The sequence below is a fragment of the Pseudomonas kielensis genome, assembly GCF_030505375.1.
Lineage (GTDB): Bacteria > Pseudomonadota > Gammaproteobacteria > Pseudomonadales > Pseudomonadaceae > Aquipseudomonas > Aquipseudomonas kielensis.
Map to the genome: position 1 here is coordinate 5,021,039 of NZ_CP130043.1, position 20,157 is coordinate 5,041,195.

Sequence of the window (20,157 nt, forward strand, 5' to 3'; positions counted from 1 at the left end):
TAAGTTTCGCGATTCGCTTTGTGCCCGTCGGGCGGCCTCAATATCCTGCTGGCCATGCCGATAGACTTGTCATGACCCAAAAGGCGGTTTCCCATGTTCAACACCAAAATCAAGAACCAGCTTCAATCTCAGGCAGCCGAGCTATCTGAGCTGCGCCAACTACGCGATGGGCTGAACCGTGAAATGCTAACGTTGAGTATCGATTCGACGTTTAAAATTACTGCATGCAACGAAAGTTTTGCAGAGGCTTTGGGCTACACCGAGGATCAGCTCCTAGGTCGTGCCATGTCCGATATTGTTCCGCAGTACGTATCCAAGCTTCCGTGCTTTCACAACTTTCGAGCAGCCGTCGCCGCAGGCAAGTCCATCACTGACGAGTACAGGTACCTACATGCTGACGGTTCATTGGTGTGGCTTAATGCACATTGGCAGCCCATTGCGGATGCGACTGGCCAGTTGAGTCATATCACCGCCTATGCGACGAACATTACCTCTCGAGTGGAGAAAACATCTGAAAACGCCTCCTTCATTGACGCATTACTTCGTTCGACGGCGGTGATCGAGTTCGATCTCACCGGGCATGTACTCATGGCTAATGACCAATTTTTAAAAGCGATGGGCTACAGCTTGGGCCAAGCTAAGGGCAGTCACCATCGTATTTTCTGCAAGCCAGAGGAAACCTCATCCCAAAAATACAAGGACTTCTGGTCAACTTTGAACAAGGGTGAGTTTGTTGCAGGTCGATTTGAACGTATTGACAGTCGTGGTCAAACCGTATGGCTGGAAGCGACGTACAACCCGGTTTATGACACCGAAGGAAGACTCTGCAAGGTCGTTAAATTTGCGACGGTAGTCACCGACCAAGTTGCCCGTGAGCAAGAGGTCAGTAAAGCCGCGCAAACTGCATTTGAAATTTCCCAACAGACGGATGTTAGTTCTCAGCGCGGAGCACTTGTAGTCAACGACACTATGCATACCATGCGTAAAATTGCTATTGATATGCAGACTGCCTCTGGCGGGGTCGAAGCGCTCGGTAAGCAGTCATTGTTGATCAGCTCAATAATTCAGACGATAAGTAGCATTGCCCAACAAACAAACCTGTTGGCATTGAATGCTGCGATTGAAGCTGCCCGCGCAGGTGAGCAGGGTCGAGGCTTTTCGGTTGTGGCTGATGAGGTGCGACAATTGGCTGGGCGTACCAGTACAGCCACTGAAGAAATCGCAACAGTTGTCTTGCAGAACCAGAAGCTAGTAGATGAGACCGTAGCTGAGATGGAAAACAGCAAGTTCCAAGCAGAGCAAGGCCTTGAACTTGCCACGCAGGCAGGCCAAGTAATTGTTGAGATTCAGGATGGCGCCAAGAGAGTAGTCGACGCGGTGGGCAGGTTTGCGAATCAGGTGGGTTAGAAAATACCGTCACGCTGCGGCAGCGTTTGCGATAGCCCGAATGATCGTTTTGAGAAAAAGTGTAGTAGTTCTCGTACCGGCTCGGGCATTAGTCTTCAAACTGTTGGTGCCCATTGAGAATCTGACCCAACACAGTAGGGGTATCATTTTCTAAAAAAGCCAAATTACGAATCTGGTTGCGTCGATTGCAATCGTTTCGATTGTCGTCAATCCAAGCGCTTCTAAACATAAAACGCACGACTTCTAGCAGAACGTCTCCACCATCATCGACACAAATTTTCATTGCTGGTGGCGACTGGCATTTCGGCCAATATAAGCCACAAAAATGGCTTTCAGTGAAATGTCAGCCCTCATTCCAAACTTTTCGTTTCATTGAGGGTCATTTCTTTATACTGCCGACGTGGCTTCACAACCTTGGACAGCTGACCAAAGCTAAGGACTGGGGATGACATTTCTCATTTTTCTTCTCGCTTGCGCTGCTGCCGCAAGCACCGGCATCCTGTTCAAACCGGGCCAGTGGTACGAATCTCTCGTTAAGCCCGGCTTTACGCCGCCCAACTGGGTGTTTCCCATCGCTTGGTCGACGATCTATCTGCTGCTCGCTTGGGCCGGGTACCGGTTAACACTGATACCTGGAAGTCAGGCGGTGCTAGCGTTATGGGCGGCACAGATTGCACTTAATACACTGTGGACTCCCGTGTTCTTCGGCGCGCACCGACTCTTCGCCGCTATGGTGATCCTAACGCTGCTTTGGCTGGTGGTCTTAGCAATGATGGTGATGGCGCTGCAGCTTGACGTCATTACTGGCCTGATCCTCTTTCCTTACGTAGCCTGGCTGTGTGTAGCCGCCGCGTTGAATTTTTCCATCTGGCGCAATAACCACTGACGATTATTTCCGTATGGATGCCGAAGCGCCACCGCCTGCTGGCGAGCAAGCATTGGCGCAAATGCTCACCTTCAATTAATAGCTCGTCTGTTTGCCGCGCTTTTGAATCCGCAATCGCATCACCTGTGTACATCCACTCATCGAATTCGATGTTCGGCCTATGGCGAAACTCCTGTCACTTGCAATATACCGTCCAAAGCTGATCCACTCTGGTCGTAAAACTCTGGCACATCATCTCCCTGCGCATCTCCCAGTCGGGATCGTTTGGCACACTGGCCAAGCGCATCGTCCTCCTGCCCCATCGGCCATTGATTGTGTCCAACACGCCCATGACCTTCTCAGTGGCAATCGGCTGCGAGATCGAAAAAAGGTCTTCGGTGTATTCGCCTTTTTGGCATAGGTTAAGCATGAGCACCTCGGCCTTGCTGTATTTGAAGCCTGGCCGGAAGACTCGATCCACCGCGTCCAAGGCGGCCTTGGTCATCAAGCGAACGTCGTCCGTTGGATAGGGCAGCTCCACCAGGACACCGTTGGCTTACTTGGCCTCTTCTAGATTGAACATCCCGGTACGTATGCTCACTCGAATTTTCTTACACAACGACTGTTGCGCCCGAAGCTTTTCCGTAGCGCGTTGCATGTAAGTTGCCATGGCCTCTTTGATCGGTGCTATCTCGGTGAGACGTTTGCCGAACATTCGGCTGCAGGAGATCTCCTGCTTGGGTGGATCAGGCTCATCGAGCTCAAGGCATAGTGTGCCGGCCAACTCACGCGCAGTTTTCTTGATCACCACGCTGAATTTTTTGCGCAACATCCAGGGATCGGTTTTGGATAGATCCCAAGCTGTCTTGATGCCCATCCCTTCTAGGTGCAAAGTCATCTTCCGCCCTACTCCCCAAACATCAGAGACCGAGCATTTCTTCAGCACCCAATCGCGCTTGGTTTGATCACGGAGATCCACCACTCCGCCACTCTGCGCTTGCCACTTTTTGGCCGCGTGGTTCGCGAGCTTGCTAAGGGTTTTCGTAGCAGCAATTCCGACACCCACCGGAATGCCAGTGCTGCGATAAACCTGTGCACGAATCAGTCGCCCGAGCGCCTCGAGATCACCTGGTACACCTGCCAAATCCGCGAACGCTTCATCGATGTAAAGGAAAGACCTCCACGGCAGGCACCATTGACTCGATCACACTCATCACCTGCTCACTCATGTCTCAATAGAGCGAATAGTTCGACGAGAAGGCCACGATGCCGTGCTGCTTGAGTTTGTGCTTGATCTGGAAGTACGGCTCACCCATTTTCACGCACGGCTTACTGTCCGCGCTGTGGGCGATCACACAGCCATCGTTATATCTGAATGACGCTAACAGTTATCAATATGCAAGCTACTGATTTTAAAGATAATTTACGATCTAACATTTTTCTCGATTTTTCGTAGTTTTAACCATTATCGTGACGGTGGCTTACATCGTTTCCATCGTGACTTGCGTCAATGTTATGGGATCTGGTGATGCTCAACTCGTTGCTATACGTGCAAACCGATCCAGCCATGGAAGCCTACGTACAGACCAACACCGATGATCAAGACACCCGACAGGTACGGCGCACGCCGAGCAACAGTACCCAGCCATGGCCAACGGTTGGAAGCTTGTTTAGCACCAATAGCTGCCACAGCACCGACAGTGACCAAGGTGAGCGCCAATCCGATGCTGAAGCACAGGACGAGCATGCCTCCCAGCGCGACTTCTTTAACCTGAAGACACAGCAACAGAACGGTGATGGCAGCCGGACAAGGAATCAAACCGCCCGTCAAACCGAACACGACGATCTGTCCCGTGGTGACTTCACGGTTGGTAACGCGCTTCCGGATATCGTTTGCATGAGCACGTTCATGCGCATCCTGGTAGTCATCAATCGACAACTCCAGACCTTCCAGTTCGGAATGCGCATGCCCGTGGTCATGCTCCTGGTATTCCAGGTCGTAATCATGGGAGTGACCCGCATGCCCAAGCCTGGGCCGGGCATACCTATACGTTGTCAGTGATGTCGCAACAGCCGGCCTGGGAGATTGCGCAAGACGCTCATCACTCTCATGAAGAGCAAGCCGAGATGTCGTGTGCGAGCTGTTCGGATCCCCTAAGGCCTCATTCCTGGCCTTAGAGGGCAGCCCTCATTCGTAGTAGAAGCGGAGCCCGGCCTGCAAAACACTTTGTTCCCTCGCATCGGAAATACCGTAGGCGCCAGAAATATAGGCGTTCTGCTCCGACCCACCAGTGATCTGGTAGACGCCGGTTACATAGCCAAGTAAGTAGCGATTGAAATTGTAAAAATAGGTAAGGCCGAGTTGATTCGCGCTAGCGTTCCCAAGCTTGGCATTCCCATCCATGTATGCGTAGTTAGCGTAAACGCCTGACTCGTCGTTAAGTGAAACCAATACGCCCAGTAGATACGAGTCGATGCCCGCGTCGGTGTAGGTGTTGTTCGTCTTGGTGTATAGACCATCCAAGACGACAGGCCCGAACTCATAAGCAAAGCCGGTGCCGTAGTTTTCTATACCGTTTTTACCATCGTTGATCGATTTATGCTCGGCGTTGGTGTATGCCGCTGACAGCCTTAGAGGCCCCTCTGAATATGCAGCACTGTAACTTGTCGTGCGCCCGAAATTATTCGAGCTACTCTTGTCCCCTTCCGCATACATTGCGCCTAGCACTACGCCATTTAAGCTTGGCGTCTTATACTTCACAGCGTTCCCGGTTGGAAAGCCGCCCGCAATTCGGTTGTAATCGATAGACCCAAAAGGCAGCCCTAAATTGAAAGGCCCTGCATGAACCTGGAAAAGCGATACGTAACCTAGGTTTTTACCCCATCGCTCAGCGGAAAGAGTTTCGAACATGAAGTCCCACTGCTTACCAATGAAGACATCACCATAGGGTGTTTTCACACCCCCATAAGCCTGCCTACTAAAAATCCCATGACCAGTGATCCTGAGATCTTCTAACGAATATCCAGATTCAAGCTTTAACACTCCCTTGTAGTCATCGGTAATGCTGCCCTCCCCCTTCAACCCGAAGAAGTTTGGCGAAAGCCTGCCCTCTTGATAGTGGTACTCTTGCTCCCCTCCGATGTTGTTAGTTGTATTCCAGCCCACATCGGTCAGAATGTAAGGCTTAAAATAATCCTCAGCATCAGCGATTGCTGGCAAGCAAAGGAGTGAAGCCAAGGCAATAGTGCTCTTCATCATCAGCCTCTTTGTATTTATGAGTTACGGCAGATTTCAGTAGGTTTTGCATTTGGGAGGTAATTGCCGCCCCTTGCTGCTCCAACTTTACGATCCCCCGATGCACGCCGACTATCCAAAACAGAGTAAATTTTTATCCGCTTTCGGGGGAACATCCTAAACTCAATTACTCATTGAACAACCACCGTTACACTGAGCCGCAGCCAACGCCCCAGCGGGTATGGAAAACTCACCAATATCCCGCGATAATAGTACATTCTCTGTAGATACTATCCACTTAGTGCAATAATTTATGAAGCAAGCCTCGTTGCACTTGAAATATCTAATTAATCAACAGTCAATTGCAAAAAACAACCAAGTGTAGCGAGCGTGATCATGAGAGCGTTCAATGGCGTACCGCAACTGGACATTGATATCTCAAGAAGCGACGAGTCGGGGGCTCACGCCTGGATGACGAGCATTTGCGGGCCTCATGATTTGAGCGTCGCCCGGCCTGGCCATATTGGCTTCCGGCACGTCGGACGCGTGCTTAATACAGCTACCATCGGGTACATCGAATATGGAACGGATGCGCAGATTGCCGTGGATGAACTCGCCCATTTCGATAACTTCTGCATAAGTCTACCGGTTGCAGGCTCGCAGGAATTGACACTTCAAGGACGGAGCATTTTTTCTGATCAAAATACAGGCTGCATAATCGCGCCATTCCAGGCTCAACGCCTTTCAATGGACAAGCTGTGCAAGAAGATTCAACTGACCCTTCCATCCGCCCTCTTGCAGGAGAAGCTTGAGCACCTTCTTGGGCGCCAAGTATCCGCCCGCCTTGAGTTCTCACCCACCATTGACGCAACAAGTGGGGCATCGGGAAATTGGTGGGGGCTTATAAAATATTACCTTAACGAAAGCCCCCTAGGGCTGAGCGCATTCGGCAAAATGCATCTTGCTGCCGAGATCGAGTCTATTATCGTAAAAAGTCTACTATTCAGCCAGCCCAGCAATTACACCGACGAGCTAATCAAAACCAGTGAAAAATCTATCCCACCCCACATTAAAAAGGCGAGAGCCTTTATTGAGCTCAATGCTAAATACGAGCTTTCCTTAGAGGACATAGAGACCGCTGCAGGTATTTCGCGCTACAAATTATTAACTGACTTTAAAAAAAGCATGAATACTTCACCCATGGCTTACCTGAAAAAGTATCGACTTACCAAAATCAGAGAAGCGCTTCTAAGTGATCGATCCTGTGCAAACGTTTCGACTATCGCTTTAAGCTGGGGCTGCACGCACTTGGGAAGGTTTTCAACTGAGTATCGCGCTTTATTCGGAGAAAGTCCCAGCGTCACCTCTCGACGGTTCGAATCTAAAGGAAAATGAAAAAAACCACTCCAGTGGTGGCGCCCTATCAAAAAAACTGGATAGATCTCGCTCCCTATCTGGATTGGAGTTAAGGCCATACTGAGCGAACTTATCATCTCCGACAGGGCCCCGGTATTACCTACTGAAGAGCCCCGTTTGCCATCAAAAATCGGAGAGCATATGGCCGCCTTTAGCAAGTCAACAGACGATCACTCATTAGAGTCTGTCCCTTCCAATGAACGACAAAACTGGCTTCAGTTAACTTGGAATACCACCGGGATTGTCACGACGCTCATCCAGATATTTCTCGGCGCATTGGTAACATTTGTTGCCGGGATCTGGATTGGCATAATCGCAGGCCTTGTCGTGACTGTAGTAGGCGCGCTCCTGGGGTGGGGAGTAGGACACGTTGCCTACAAGACGGGACTTGCGAGTTCGATGCTGTCGCGTCAGCACGGCTTTGGCCGCAAAGGCTCCGTGCTCGTGGCGCTGACATTCGGCTTCATGATCATAGGGTTCATCGCCCTTGAGAACGCCCTGCTGTACAAGGGATTGCTGTTCTGGCTTGGCTTCGAAGACACCGTATTACTGCAGGTCGCGGTCTATGGGGTGATGTCACTTGTGTGGATCCTACTGACGGCCTTCGGCTTCCAGGTCGTAGCTCGATTTTCCTCCATTACGTTAGTCGCTTTCCTCGCGCTACTCGTCTACATGGTGTTCGACGTCATTCATTCGTCAGGTCAGAGCTGGCAGACGGTGCTGACCTTCGGAGCGCAATTTCCTCCTGAGGCCCTGGCCGCGATGGGGGCAGATACCGAGATGGGGAAATTTGTCTTCTGCATCAATGTGCTCATCGGCTCTGCAGGGGCTCTGGCATTGATTGATGGCGATCTGGGCCGCTATGCCAAATCCAGTAAGGACATTCTGATCGCCGCCATTTTCGGAAACGTGTTCATGGATATCGTGATGCTCATTTTCGGCGCGGTAATCATGTATGCCGGCACAGAGCAGCTCGTGGACTACTACGTGGCACGAGGCATGAACCATGAGACGGCGTTGCAGGCGGTACTGCAAAGCCCAGACAGCGTTGCCGCAGCTTTTGTCATTTTTGCTGGCAGCCTTGGTGCTGTAATGCTTTTCCTTGCTCAAGGTAAGGCACAGGTGCTCAACACCTACAGTGCTTCGCTTTCCCTGACGGGACTGGCGGATGTGGTATTCGGGTGGCGACCAGGCCGAATCCTATTTGTCATCCTGGCCAACGTACTGGCTTGCTTGATGTTGGCGGGCTCTATCCTAGAGTGGGTCAACAGCTTCATCACCATCCTAGGTGTGCTCACGACTTGTTTTGCCGGCATCATCATTGCCGATTACCTTATCGTCGCTAAATTCGACGAAGGACAATTAACACCAGAGGTGAACTGGGCTGGAGTGGTCACCGTTGGAGTTGGCTTTGTGCTGGCTCACTACGTACTCAAAACGTGGATACCCATTGAATTCGCCACTTCATTGGTAGCCTCATTCGTCCTCTATCCGATGCTTCGCTTAATTGGACGAAAGAAATCACTGGCAACGGCTACCTGAGAAAAATAATAAAGGCCAGCAAGCTGGCCTTTATTATTCATTCAACCACCAAAACTTCCATGTGTAAGTAGTCGCCACCCTATTCTCATCAAAGTCAGAACCGTATCGGATTTTGACCTGGATATTACGCGCCTCCAAACCCAAGCCCTTCAGAGCTCCTTGTTGCATGACGTAACTTACGACAAAATTTCGCTCGCTTTCCAGACCATGCGACATCCCATTTCCTCGATCGATGTCGGTACCTTTCATGTATCGCGTCATGAATTTGAGCCCAGGAATACCGGCGCTCGTGAAATCATAGTCATACCGGGCCTGCCAAGAACGCTCTTCCGACAGATAGAAGGCAATCGTTGACCAGTTCACCAGATGAAGCTGTGGCGCATAGCCAAGAAGAGAAAAGGGTCAGACCCATTCATTTCTTGATGTGCGACGGTGAAAGCGTGCCCGCCTTTGCGCAAGGAAGTCATCAAGCCCAGCGATTTGTTGTCATAATTCCCGTTTAACTGCTGGCCATCGCCAGTATCCTTGTAGTATCCCATGTCGTTTTTCAACGAGTAGCCATCGCCAAGATCTGCGGTATACGTCCGCCCTAAATAGTTTTGATCGTAGATATCCTTAAGCTGCGCATAGAAATAACTAATACTGAGTGATGGGATGAAGGTGTAGGTAACACCGTCGAAATTCAAACCGTCGCTGCACCGATCCGGGGTGCCCAGAAGATAGAGTTTTTCACGATTGGAAGACTCTCGGGATGCGAACGTCCAGAAACGCCCAGCATTCAAAGTCAATCCGCACCACTCTTTGGACTCCACGGTTGATCCCTGGTAGGTAGTCACCAGCTGCCGCTAATCGTCCAGATATGCGACCGGCAGCGTCGGTCGATGCTCTCCTATCCTAATCTCGACTTTAGAGGTGCGAAGCTTAATCGCTGCTCCGGAGCGTCCGTACTCTTTTACTTGTTCCTTTCGGCTTCGGTCTTACGGGATGATGGAATCCGGGCCCCTTCCTCCCCCATCGAGACGGTAAGCAAATTGGCTGGAGGTTTCCACAGCAAACTGTACAGGCCCTGAGGTGTAGCCTGATTTGAACTGAAGGTCGAACCCTTGGCTCCAGTTACCAACCCTAGACTTCGGAGCATCCGATTTTTTGAAATCTCAATCGAAATAAAAGTTTCTCAAGCCCAGCCTCAAGCTCGATTCTTCAAAAAATCTGCTTGCGCCTGACAGGCTATAAGTCCCACAGAAATACCTATCAACGGAAAACGCTTGCTCGCACAAATCTGTCGACCTCTATTTTGTTTTTCTGTACTTTAAAATCAGGTTGAGAAGTTGTAGACCTGAAAGCCATGAATTAAACTTCAGCATTACAAACATATGACTCGTAAAGCCTTAGAACTCTTGGAGCCTGGATTTTAGAGTGCGGCAACAGCGCATGGCAGTCCGTGCATCGCGACATAAATTCACAACTATCAAAACATGCCGTTTTAGGATATTTAATGCACTAATTGGATATCGGCATCGTTCCACGAAAGGCGACTATGGCTGCATGGTCGGGCGCGACGCGCCTTAAGCGGCCTCCCACAATATAGGAGCAAAAATCTATGAATACCGGTAAACCCACCCTAGCCACCCTAGCAGAACAACTTTCTGTAGGTCAGGTCAAGATCATCGACCTAACCCATACACTTTCTCCAGATTTCCCAGCACTTCAACTGCCTGCTCATTTTGGCCAAGTACAGTCTTTCAAGATTGAACGAATTTCGATGTATGACGAAGCCGGCCCTGCCTGGTACTGGAACAACTTCACCTGCGGCGAGCACACCGGCACACACTTCGACGCCCCTGCGCACTGGATCTCAGGGCGTGAACACCCGGCGAACACGGTGGATTTGATACCTCCATCCAATTTCATTGCACCCGCCGTCGTGATTGATGCGAGCACCCAGGTTGCGGCTCACGAAGATTGGGTTCTTACCGTGGAGTTTCTGGAGAGATGGGAAACCCAATACGGTCGCATCCCTAAAGGTGCTTGGGTGTTCTTACGCACAGATTGGTCGAAACGGCTTCCTGATGCGCAGGCATACCTGAACATCCATGAGGACGGCGCTCATACTCCAGGCCCTTCGCAACAAGCAATTGAGTGGTTGATTCATCAGCGCGACGTTCATGGCTTCGGCGTTGAAACGATCAACACTGATGCAGGGCAATCGTATTCGTGGCCTGTTCCTTACCCGTGTCATACGCTGATGCATGGCGCTAACAAGTACGGTCTGCAGTGCCTGAACAACTTGGATCAGTTGCCACCGGTTGGCGCATTGATCTTCTCTGCCCCTCTCAAAATCCAAGCTGGATCCGGAAGCCCGCTGCGCGTCTTGGCCTTGGTGGAGTAACGAGATGACCGTGGCAAACAGTCACCAGGTGGTATTTGTAGGAAGCGGAATCAACTCCATGATCGGAGCTGCGCTTCTCGCCGTCCGTGGAAAGCGAGTGCTTGTGCTTGAGCGGAATGACCGCCTGGGTGGATGCATACGGACTGAGGAGCTATTCCCTGGCTTCACTCACGAAGTGCTCTCGTCCTGGCACTCTCTGCTCGCTGGAAGCCCGGCCTATGCGGAGTTGGAGCCCGAGCTCCGCAAGCACGGGGTCGAAGTGCTGCACAGCAAGTACTCAACCGGGTGGGTTCATCCAAACGGCAAAGGCATCGCGCTGACGCGAGATTTGGATGACGCATGTGAGCGTTTGGAAAAGATCGCTCTTGGGGATGGTCTGGCCCTCAAAAATACCTTCTCCAAAGTGATGGGTGAAGACGCCGGTCTTATCTTTACGATGCTTGGCAAAGATCCATACGGGCTCAGCATGCTCAAGCCTCTATTCCAAGCGTGGCGCAAGCGCGGCGTGGACGGGTTGCTTACCTTTGCTACTGAGTCTTTGGAAAATTTCCGTCGCTGGTCGGAGCGAACCTTTATTTCCAATGAAGTGCGTACCCTCATTGCCCCTTGGACGCTGCACTCCGGATTAGGCCCTGACGATGCATCTTCCGCGCTCATCGGCAAGCTAACGTTCGCTTCGGTGGTCACCGCAGGCATGCCCGTGATCAAGGGTGGCGGCAGCCGCCTGGTTGACGCCCTTGCAAGCATCATCGAAGCCAAAGGTGGTGCCGTACGAACCAACAGCGATGTCGTTCGAATCAACACCAACGGTCAAGGCACCAGAGAGCGCGCAACCGGCGTCACGCTTTCAGACGGATCCCAATTCCAGGCATCTGAATCCGTGGTCTGCAACGTGACGCCTGAAAAGCTGTACGGTAAGCTGATCGAATACAGCCCAAAGTCTGTACGTGACCATGCCAACGGCTACCGCTATGGGCGCGGTTGCATGCAGATCCATTTCGCGTTGAGCGCGAAGCCTAGTTGGCTCACCGAAGAGCTGGGCGAAGTCCCCCTAGTCCACATGACGGAAAGCATGGAGCAAACCTGCCTTTCCGTCACTGAGGCAAATAATGGACTGCTCCCGTCGAAACCCACTTTGGGTATCGGTCAGCCTGTAGTGGTTGATAAATCGCGCGCGCCAGACGGCTCGTGGATTCTTTGGATTCAAATGCTGGAGCTACCCACCACACTTAAAGGTGATGCTGCCGGCGAAATCGCCACGCCCGCTGACGGCAAGTGGAACGATCAGGTCAGAGAGGCTTTTGCTGATCGCGTTCAAAAGCGTCTTGAACAGGTCATGCCAGGGCTCTCTTCCATCGTCATAGGCAGGAAGACCTTATCCCCTGCTGACCTTGAAAAACTCAACTGCAACCTAATCGGTGGTGATCCTTACTCCGGAATCTGCTCGCCGGATCAATTCTTCTGGCTGCGTCCTTTTGCTTCTACTCATGGCGCGCGTATCAACAAAACCACGCTCAAAAATGTCTACCACATCGGGGCTTCCACGCACCCTGGGCCTGGATTAGGAGCAGGCTCCGGCATCCTTGTGGCTGACAAGCTTTCACGTCGCTGATTGTCTCCTTTTGACACCGGGAGGTGCGCCAATCATCTCCCCGGCTTTTTGAGCTGTTGTAAACGTCCTTCCTCTCCGCGATGCTCTATTCAGTTTTCATTCGTTGATAGCGTTAAGAAATACACCGGAAGCTCTATAGCTCTTGGTATCTTGCTTTCACTATCCACTCCCTGCATGAATTTCCTCTAGCTACGTGCGCGGCTACTCTGCCCACGTTACGTTTACGCCTCACTCCAGTGAGAGAAAAACATGGCTTCCTCTACGTACAGCTATTCCGTAGCCGATGGACACGGCCTTCCCCATGACCCACTGCCGGCTATCCTAGGCCCGCGCCCAATTGGTTGGATATCAACCATCAACCAGGAAGGTCGCACAAACCTTGCGCCTTACAGCTTTTTCAACATCGTAAATTACCGCCCGCCGATCTTGATTTTCTCTAGCGTCGGGAAAAAAGACAGCGTCCGCAATGCCCAGGAAACCGGCCACTTCGTATACAACCTGGCTACCCGCCCCCTGGCTGAATCGGTAAACGGCAGCAGTACCGAGATTGCCGGAGTTGAGGAGTTCGAGGCGACCGGCTTGACCCCTGTGCCGTCAACGCAGGTGACGTCGCCGCGCGTGGCAGAAAGCCCCGTTTCACTTGAATGTAAGGTCATTTCTGTCCAGCAACTAAGCGGCCTCGATGGTACACCTCTGAACACCTGGATGGTCATTGGCCAGGTCGTCGCGGTTCACATCAATTCGGCACTATTGATGGATGGGATTTACGATACCGCGTCGGCCCGCCCAATCCTGAGAGGTGGAGGCCCTGCGGATTACTTTGAGGTTTTACCGTCTGGGCTCTTTCAGATGACCCGACCCGAGTGAGAGAAATGCCCTTGCAAGAGGGCGTTTTAGATTTTCGGCTGATGCCGTGCGATCAGCTCACGCAGAACCTCTTTAAGCGCGGATATCTTCTCATCCTCGAAAGGAGACAGGATTTCCACCTCGTGCTTTTCAGCAAGCGCGATCAACCCCGTCACAAGACGCCGACCAGCGCGTGTTACTCGTACGAGTGTAAAACGTCGGTCATCAAGACTCGTTGAACGCTCTACATAGCCTTGCGCTTCAAGGCGCAGCAGCAGGCGAGTCACCGTGGGTTGTTTGCTTACAGTAACCTGAGCGAGAGCGGAGATGGATATGGCCCCATGGCTGGCCAAAGTCGATAGCACACGCCATTCGAGCACAGAGAGCCCGTGCTCCTCGACAACGGCATGGAATTGCGTGGAAACCAAGTGCCAGGCTTGACCGAGGAGCGCGGGAAGGTAGTTATCGACGAAATCGTTTGTTTTGGTCATGCAAGCGATGGCCTCTAGCACAGAATTATCCCGTCGATTGTAGCGTTTGCGAATGAGCGAGGATAACCCCGCTCAGGACATCAGTATCGCCCAGACAGCAGTGAGCCGAAACCAGGTACCGCCGTATTGAGGCCTAGTCGTTTGAGCATCATGTAGGTGGTGGCAACTGAAGACGAAAGCACCGGCAAGCAAACACGATCCTCAATGGCTTGAATCGACTGAAGCGACGGCATTTGTACGCAGGCCGAGGCAACGATCGCATCAACCCCAGTAGTCTGAAGCCTTTTGGTGATCTCGATCGGCGCTCGGGAGTCCTGACGACCCACCTCCAGATTGTCTGGAATCTCCAGCGAGATGCTATCAACGACCTCGATGCCCTCGCTTTCGATGTAGTCGATAACAAGACGTGTCAGAGGCTTCATGTATGGAGCCAGCAACGAGATCTTCTTGGCGCCGATGGCATGCAGCCCATCCACCAGGGCGCCGGCGCTGGTCACGACCGGCGCGGGCCCGTCGTTCTCGACCGTCCGTTGATGGAGTCTGCTTTCGGAGACACGATGATACCCGTTACCCATGCTCATGATCGCCACCAGGCATGCATAGCCCAGCACATCTACACGCGCATCAGAAAGCTCCAACGCACAACGGTCGCTGTCACCATCCATCGCTGCCAGCTCCTCTTTGGTCACATGCTTCATTCGCATGCGACTGGAGTGGAACGTGAACCGCTCAGGAGCAACGGTTTCGCGGATTCGAAGGATAGCCGGGATCTCCGTTTCCATGGTGGTGTTCGAGGACGGCACAATCTGGCCAATGCGATAAATCCGGCTCTCACTCACGAGGCATTCTCCTGGATCTGTTCGGACGCACCGCTTGATGAGGTGCTGAAGACTTCAGTGGGATCATCGTCGAAGCGCGCGGCCTGCAGAGGACGGCGGTTCACTTTGAGGTCAAAGATATCGAAGCGGTTGTAATGCCCAGCGATGTCGTGCATCTGGCGGGGTTGAATGCAACGCGACAGATCGATATCTGCGTAGACGATCCCCTCTTCGTCGATAAGAGGCTCACCGATGACCCGGCCATCTGGGCCGAGGAAACCAGAGAAAGCGCTGTTCTTGCGCGTCAGCAGTCTCCCGGGCGCGAGGGAAGTCTTTCTCCAGGGCCTCGATGATCTCTTCGGATACGGTCGAACACGAGACCGCCGTGAATAACTTACCCTCGAAGCAATGGGCTGCTGCACGCACCTTGATCGCGTCGGCCATGTCGTAGTCAGGCGGCGCCACTGGCAGAGAAATGTAGCTTGCAACGTGCATCAACTCCCCTTGGGCGATCAGGGAGAAACGCGCCAAGGTGTTGGTATTCTCGCCACAGGCCAGTGCGCCCAACGGCCCAACGCTGGTTTGGTGAACCCGCAAGGCAGAAGCGTCACCAGGAGCCCAAGTCAGCTTCTCTGCCCAAGTCGGCACCAGTTTGCGATGACGCCCCAGGATCGTGCCGTCCTCACCGATGGTCACCACGGTGTTGTAAAGCGTGCCGATGCCGTTGCGGTTTCGCTCGTTCACACCAATGACCACGTTGATTTTGTGGCGCGCTGCCGCCTGAGCAATCTTGCTTATTTCCGGGCCAGGAATTTCGATGGCCGAACGCGCGAGTCGCTCAAACCAGGGGCTGCCTTCGATTGGATTACCGATCCAGCTCCAGTACGGATATCCAGAGATGAAGACTTCAGGGAAAGCGACAAGCTTGGCGCCATTGCCTGCTGCTTCCATGATCAACGATATGGTCTTATCCACTGTCGCATCGGTATTCAGGAACACGGGGGCTGTTTGAACAGCCGCCGCCTTGAAGCGAGGTAATTCGAGCATGAAATACTTCCTTCTAGAAAACCCTTAAGCCTGCTGTTTACCGGAGCGAGGCTCGTCACCCACGGCTACCACCGGGTTGCGCAGCTCACCGATTTTCTCGACGTAGGCTTCAACAACGTCACCTGGCCAGAGCCACTCTTGCGGCGTGCGACCTGCACCTACGCCTGCTGGGGTGCCGCTGGCGATGATGTCGCCCGGCTCCAGCGTGATGCCGGCGCTGATATCCGCGATCAAGGTCGGGATTTTGAACAGCAGGTGACGCGTATTGGATTCCTGCTTGATGACTCCATTGACCTTGAGGCTGAGGTTCAGGTTGTGTGGATCTGGGAGTTCGTCAGCGGTGACGATTACTGGCCCGAAGGGAGCATAGGTGTCTTGCCCTTTGGAATAGATCCACTGGCCTGCACGGCGGTTATCGCGGGCGCTGATGTCGTTGATCACGCTGTAACCGAACACGTAGTTCAGTGCTTCAGCACCGCTAACGCCCTTGGCGCGCTGGCCGATGATGACCGCCAACTCGACCTCCCAGTCCATCTGGCGTGTGATGTTCTCGTTGTGCTCGATCGCGTCGCCAGGCCCGATCACAGTGGTTGGCGGCTTGGAGAAGATCACTGGCTGCTTGGGGAGCTCCTTGGAGGTATCCAGGGTGCGGCTCGACTCTTCAACGTGCTCAACGTAGTTCAGACCGATACCGAAGATGTTTTTGCGCGGACGAGGGATCGGAGCCAGCAGTTTGACGTTGCTCGCGGGAACAGCAACGCCGAAAGGCCATTTGCCTTCAAAGCTCTTCAGCAAAGCGGTAGTAGCGCTGACTGCCTGCGGGCCGAGGTCGATGAAGTCCAACATGTTGTCAGGGATGACATTGCCCGAGTGTTGGCCCAGGGCGTTAAGATCTACGACAAGACCATCGACCAGAGCCCCGAGGCGAGCGGCGGCGTTGACGTTGCTACGGAAAGTTACCAGGCGCATAAAAACTCCAAGTTCTCGTTTATTGTTTGCAGGGGTTTAGTGGGCAGCGACGGGCTGATGACCGTCGTTGTCTGCCAGGGCCTCTTCGCGATATAGCCCAAGTTTTTCCATCACAGGGAGGTCGCTGAAGCAGAACAAGCAGGCGTCATCGGTACCGCTTTCGTTGACGTGCTCATGCCACGCCCAGGACGGAACACAGAAGATGTCTCGTTCCTGCCAGTCGAGGCGTTGACCATTGATGATGGAGTAGCCCTTACCTTTAGCTACCTGATAAAGGAAGCTGCCAGTGTGCCGGTGTGCCTTACCAACGAAGCCGGGGCGAAGAAGCTGCATGCTTGCGCCGATGGTGGCCATGACATGTCCGCCACTGACAGGGTTGGTGTAGTGCATGAGTGCACCGTCGAAGGGGGTGTCTTCTTTGGCGGCGGCATAGCGGCGAAGGGCTTCGTAAGTCGGCTCCCATTGGTACTTGAACAGCGGGGAGTAAGGTTTTTTCCAGCCGATGTTTTGAGGACGAAGGCCGGCCGCGCCCCACAGACTGACCGAGTCATCGACAGGGAAACCCACAGCCTGTTGCAGATCTGGGTGCACAGCGTAGAAACCTGCTTCGAGTGCATTGACGAGCGGGATGTCCAGGCCGTCCTGCCAGATGCACGGCAGGCCATCGGACTCGACACCGTGTTCATGCCAGGTGCCATTAGGCGTCAGAACGAAGTCGTTCGCCCCGAGGGTCATTTTGTGGCCATCGACGATGGTGTAGGCACCCCGACCTTCCATGATGAAGCGCAGCGCAGAAGATGAATGTGCGTGAGCGGAGGCCAGTTCGCCGGGGTGCATGACCTGCAAGCCCGAATACAACCAACCTACCGCCGCTGACACTTCTGTGCGTCCCGGATTATTTAGGTAGATAACGCGGCGCCCAGCTTTTTCTGGAGTAACCAGATCCACGGAACGCAGCACAATTTCCCGCAGATCCTTGTATCGCCAGACTACCGGTACCGAATCCGATTTCGGCTGCCACGGTTCGATCTTGTTGGCGACAGTCCAGAGCGCGCCAACTTGAAGTTCATCAAGCTGACGGTAATAAGCGAGCAGTTCCGGCGTATCTTCGACGTCGGCGCGTCCAAGCGTATTCTCGCGGTATTGATCGTAGGATTTAGTCATTGTTTTCTCCTCAGGACATCAATGTCGTTCAGGTCTAAACACGGGTAGCGAAGCTGCGCTGCAAGGCGTCTTTGCCCCACAGATAGGCCTGGGGCCACTGAGTTGAATCCCAGCCCAGTCGAGCAATTTCACGGAGGAACCAGGTCGGCTCTGCGAGATACGGCCTGGAGATGGCGCACAGATCAGCACGACCGGAAGCAATGATCCCATTCACTTGGTCTGCATCGCTTATGGCACCTACCGCGATGGTTGGGATACCCGCCTCGTTACGCACCCTGTCTGCAAATGGCGTCTGGAACATGCGCCCGTACACTGGACGCTGGTTCGCGACCACCTCACCGCTGGAGACATCGATGACGTCTACACCCACGACCTTCAGCGCGCGTGCGATCGCGACAGCTTCATCAACTGTGGTACCGCCCTCCGCCCAGTCGGTCGCAGAGATGCGTACCGAAAGCGGAAGATTCTCTGGCCAGGTTTTGCGAACTGCTGCGACGACCTCAAGCGGGAAGCGAAGACGGTTTTCAAGCGAACCGCCGTATTCATCGGTACGCTCGTTGGTGAGAGGCGAAATGAAGTTGGAAAGAAGGAAGCCATGGCCAGCCTGGATTTCCAACCAGTCAAAACCGGCACGTGCAGCACGCTCCGCAGCTTGAGCAAAAGCCTCTCGGATCTCGGCAAGGTCAGCTTGCGTGGCCGCCTTTGGTGTTTGCGTGACGCCGTCGAGGTAGGGTATCGCGCTGGCAGCAATCAGAGGCCAGTTACCTTCTTTGAGAGGTTGTTCGGGCTTTTCCCACCCTTTCTGAGTCGACCCTCGGCGACCACAATGGCTGAGCTGAATACCTACCTTGGACTGGCTGCTGTTGTGAACGAAATCGGTCACCCGTTTCCACGAAGCTACCTGGTCTTCATTCCATAAGCCGGTATCACCCTTGCTAACGCGAGAATTGGGGCTGATCGCAGTGGCTTCAGCCATTACCAAGCCGGCACCGCCAAGGGCCCGGCTGCCGAGGTGAACCATGTGGAAATTACCGACAACGCCTTCGTTAGCGCTATACAGCATGGTGGGCGAAACCACGACACGGTTCACCAACGTCAAATCGCGGACGGTGAAGGGCGTCAAAATAGGCGGACACGGCTTGGCGCCCTGCCCTACATCAATTCCAACGCGCCGTGCCAGCCATGCCTCATAGCCTCCCAGCCACTTTGAATCTCGCAGTCGCAGGTTTTCATGCGAGATACGCTGAGAGCGCGTCAGCAAGGAATAGGCGAACTGCTGAGGCTCAAGCCCCTCGTAACGCGCCACGTTTTCGAACCACTCGGTAGAGTTGCGAGCCGCGTTCTGAATCTTCAGAACTTCGACACCACGCACCTCTTCATAGTGGGCAAGGCGTTCGCGCAAATCGCCGGACTCTTTGAGGGTGTTGCAGAGTTCAATCGCATCCTCAAGGGCGAGCTTGGTACCGGAGCCGATGGAGAAGTGGGCGGTATGGGCTGCATCACCCATGAGGACAACGGGAACGTCTTGGCCGCTCTCTCCATATGGCTTCGTCCACTGAACCCAGCGACCGCACATCACACGCGGGAAACGAATCCAGATGGCCGAGCCGCGCAGGTGAGCAGCGTTGGAGATCAGTGGCTCACCCTGCAGCCACGGCGCGAAGATCTTCTCGCAGTACGTAATACCTTCTTCCTGGGACATCTGGTCGATACCAGCGGCCTGCCAAGCTTCGTCAGTAGTCTCGACGATGAAAGTGCTGAGACCATCCTCGAACTGGTAAGCGTGGGCTTGGAACCAGCCGTGCGGAGTCTCAACGAAGAGAAAGGTAAAGGCATCGAAGACCTTGCGCGTTCCCAACCAGACGAAACGGCAGTTCCGCTGATCAATGTCCGGCTTGAACGTTTCCTGGTAACGGGTACGCGTCGGACTATTGATGCCGTCCGCAGCGATCACAAGATCAGCCTCATACTTGCGCGCGATTTCTTGATCGTCCTCGACGAAGGTCTCGAACACCAACTCGACACCAACCTCCTCGCAACGTGCTTGGAGGATGTTCAGGAGTTTTTTACGACCGATCCCGATGAACCCGTGGCCACCGCTGCGCACCATTTCATTTTTGAAATGAATATCAATGTTGTCCCAGCGGTTAAACGCGCTGGAGATGGTCTGTGCCGAGACAGGATCTGCTTCGCGAAGGTTGTCCAGGGTGGCGTCAGAGAAGACTACGCCCCAACCAAACGTGTCGTAAGGGCGATTACGCTCGATTACGACGACGCGATTGCTTGGATCATGCAGTTTCATGAGCAGACCGAAATAAAGGCCAGCTGGCCCACCACCAATACATGCGATTTTCAC

Annotated in this window: 14 protein-coding genes and 5 pseudogenes; 8 read left to right on the plus strand and 11 right to left on the minus strand. The window is 53.4% G+C overall.

Annotated features, from left to right (window positions below):
* Window positions 1-183 precede the first annotated feature (183 nt).
* The 3 genes and pseudogenes from Q1W70_RS27380 to tspO all read left to right on the plus strand — a co-directional run.
* A pseudogene (locus Q1W70_RS27380) lies at window positions 184-870 on the plus strand (PAS domain-containing protein); the annotation flags it as partial.
* A 102-nt stretch (window positions 871-972) separates the two neighbouring features.
* Window positions 973-1,407: pseudogene (locus Q1W70_RS27385) on the plus strand (methyl-accepting chemotaxis protein); the annotation flags it as partial.
* A gap of 445 nt (window positions 1,408-1,852) precedes the next feature.
* Complete coding sequence (gene tspO / locus Q1W70_RS23390) at window positions 1,853-2,293, plus strand: tryptophan-rich sensory protein TspO (RefSeq protein WP_302098070.1); 441 nt, start codon at window positions 1,853-1,855, stop codon at window positions 2,291-2,293.
* A 175-nt stretch (window positions 2,294-2,468) separates the two neighbouring features.
* On the opposite strand, the pseudogene Q1W70_RS23395 reads toward tspO, so the two are convergent.
* From Q1W70_RS23395 to Q1W70_RS23405, 3 genes and pseudogenes are all read right to left on the minus strand, one after another.
* Window positions 2,469-3,639, minus strand: a pseudogene (locus Q1W70_RS23395) (Y-family DNA polymerase); the annotation flags it as partial.
* A gap of 176 nt (window positions 3,640-3,815) precedes the next feature.
* Window positions 3,816-4,313 (minus strand): annotated as a pseudogene (locus tag Q1W70_RS23400) (nickel/cobalt efflux transporter); the annotation flags it as partial.
* Between the two features lie 147 nt (window positions 4,314-4,460).
* Window positions 4,461-5,528, minus strand: coding sequence for a porin (locus Q1W70_RS23405; RefSeq protein WP_302098075.1), 1,068 nt, complete (start codon window positions 5,526-5,528; stop codon window positions 4,461-4,463).
* Between the two features lie 375 nt (window positions 5,529-5,903).
* Between Q1W70_RS23405 and Q1W70_RS23410 the strand changes: the two genes are divergently transcribed.
* Complete coding sequence (locus tag Q1W70_RS23410) at window positions 5,904-6,902, plus strand: AraC family transcriptional regulator (protein ID WP_302098077.1); 999 nt, start codon at window positions 5,904-5,906, stop codon at window positions 6,900-6,902.
* 162 nt (window positions 6,903-7,064) lie between these two features.
* On the plus strand, window positions 7,065-8,465 hold the full coding sequence (locus tag Q1W70_RS23415; protein ID WP_302098079.1) for a purine-cytosine permease family protein: 1,401 nt from the start codon (window positions 7,065-7,067) through the stop codon (window positions 8,463-8,465).
* Between the two features lie 33 nt (window positions 8,466-8,498).
* Here the strand turns inward: Q1W70_RS23415 and Q1W70_RS23425 are convergent.
* Window positions 8,499-9,559, minus strand: a pseudogene (locus Q1W70_RS23425) (OprD family outer membrane porin); the annotation flags it as partial.
* Window positions 9,560-10,065: 506 nt separating this feature from the next.
* Between Q1W70_RS23425 and Q1W70_RS23430 the strand changes: the two are divergent.
* The 3 genes from Q1W70_RS23430 (at window position 10,066) to Q1W70_RS23440 (ending at window position 13,333) form a co-directional block, all read left to right on the plus strand.
* Window positions 10,066-10,854 carry a cyclase family protein gene (locus tag Q1W70_RS23430; protein WP_302098081.1) on the plus strand — a complete coding sequence of 263 codons (789 nt, stop codon included), beginning with the start codon at window positions 10,066-10,068 and terminating at the stop codon, window positions 10,852-10,854.
* Window positions 10,855-10,858: 4 nt separating this feature from the next.
* Window positions 10,859-12,466 carry a phytoene desaturase family protein gene (locus tag Q1W70_RS23435; protein WP_302098082.1) on the plus strand — a complete coding sequence of 536 codons (1,608 nt, stop codon included), beginning with the start codon at window positions 10,859-10,861 and terminating at the stop codon, window positions 12,464-12,466.
* A 249-nt stretch (window positions 12,467-12,715) separates the two neighbouring features.
* Window positions 12,716-13,333, plus strand: coding sequence for a flavin reductase family protein (locus tag Q1W70_RS23440; protein WP_302098083.1), 618 nt, complete (start codon window positions 12,716-12,718; stop codon window positions 13,331-13,333).
* Between the two features lie 26 nt (window positions 13,334-13,359).
* Here the strand turns inward: Q1W70_RS23440 and Q1W70_RS23445 are convergent, their stop codons facing one another.
* The 7 genes from Q1W70_RS23445 to Q1W70_RS23475 all read right to left on the minus strand — a co-directional run bounded on the left by Q1W70_RS23445 (window position 13,360) and on the right by Q1W70_RS23475 (window position 20,157).
* Window positions 13,360-13,803 (minus strand): MarR family winged helix-turn-helix transcriptional regulator, encoded by a 444-nt coding sequence (locus Q1W70_RS23445; protein WP_302098085.1) that lies wholly within the window; start codon window positions 13,801-13,803, stop codon window positions 13,360-13,362.
* Between the two features lie 80 nt (window positions 13,804-13,883).
* Window positions 13,884-14,585, minus strand: coding sequence for a maleate cis-trans isomerase family protein (locus Q1W70_RS23450; protein WP_302098908.1), 702 nt, complete (start codon window positions 14,583-14,585; stop codon window positions 13,884-13,886).
* 53 nt (window positions 14,586-14,638) lie between these two features.
* Complete coding sequence (locus tag Q1W70_RS23455) at window positions 14,639-14,797, minus strand: hypothetical protein (RefSeq protein WP_302098086.1); 159 nt, start codon at window positions 14,795-14,797, stop codon at window positions 14,639-14,641.
* 70 nt (window positions 14,798-14,867) lie between these two features.
* Window positions 14,868-15,668 (minus strand): carbon-nitrogen hydrolase family protein, encoded by an 801-nt coding sequence (locus tag Q1W70_RS23460; protein ID WP_302098087.1) that lies wholly within the window; start codon window positions 15,666-15,668, stop codon window positions 14,868-14,870.
* A 24-nt stretch (window positions 15,669-15,692) separates the two neighbouring features.
* Window positions 15,693-16,637: a fumarylacetoacetate hydrolase family protein gene (locus tag Q1W70_RS23465; protein ID WP_302098092.1), complete on the minus strand. Its 945-nt coding sequence runs from the start codon at window positions 16,635-16,637 to the stop codon at window positions 15,693-15,695.
* Window positions 16,638-16,673: 36 nt separating this feature from the next.
* Complete coding sequence (locus Q1W70_RS23470) at window positions 16,674-17,801, minus strand: cupin domain-containing protein (RefSeq protein WP_302098093.1); 1,128 nt, start codon at window positions 17,799-17,801, stop codon at window positions 16,674-16,676.
* A gap of 34 nt (window positions 17,802-17,835) precedes the next feature.
* Complete coding sequence (locus Q1W70_RS23475) at window positions 17,836-20,157, minus strand: bifunctional salicylyl-CoA 5-hydroxylase/oxidoreductase (protein WP_302098095.1); 2,322 nt, start codon at window positions 20,155-20,157, stop codon at window positions 17,836-17,838.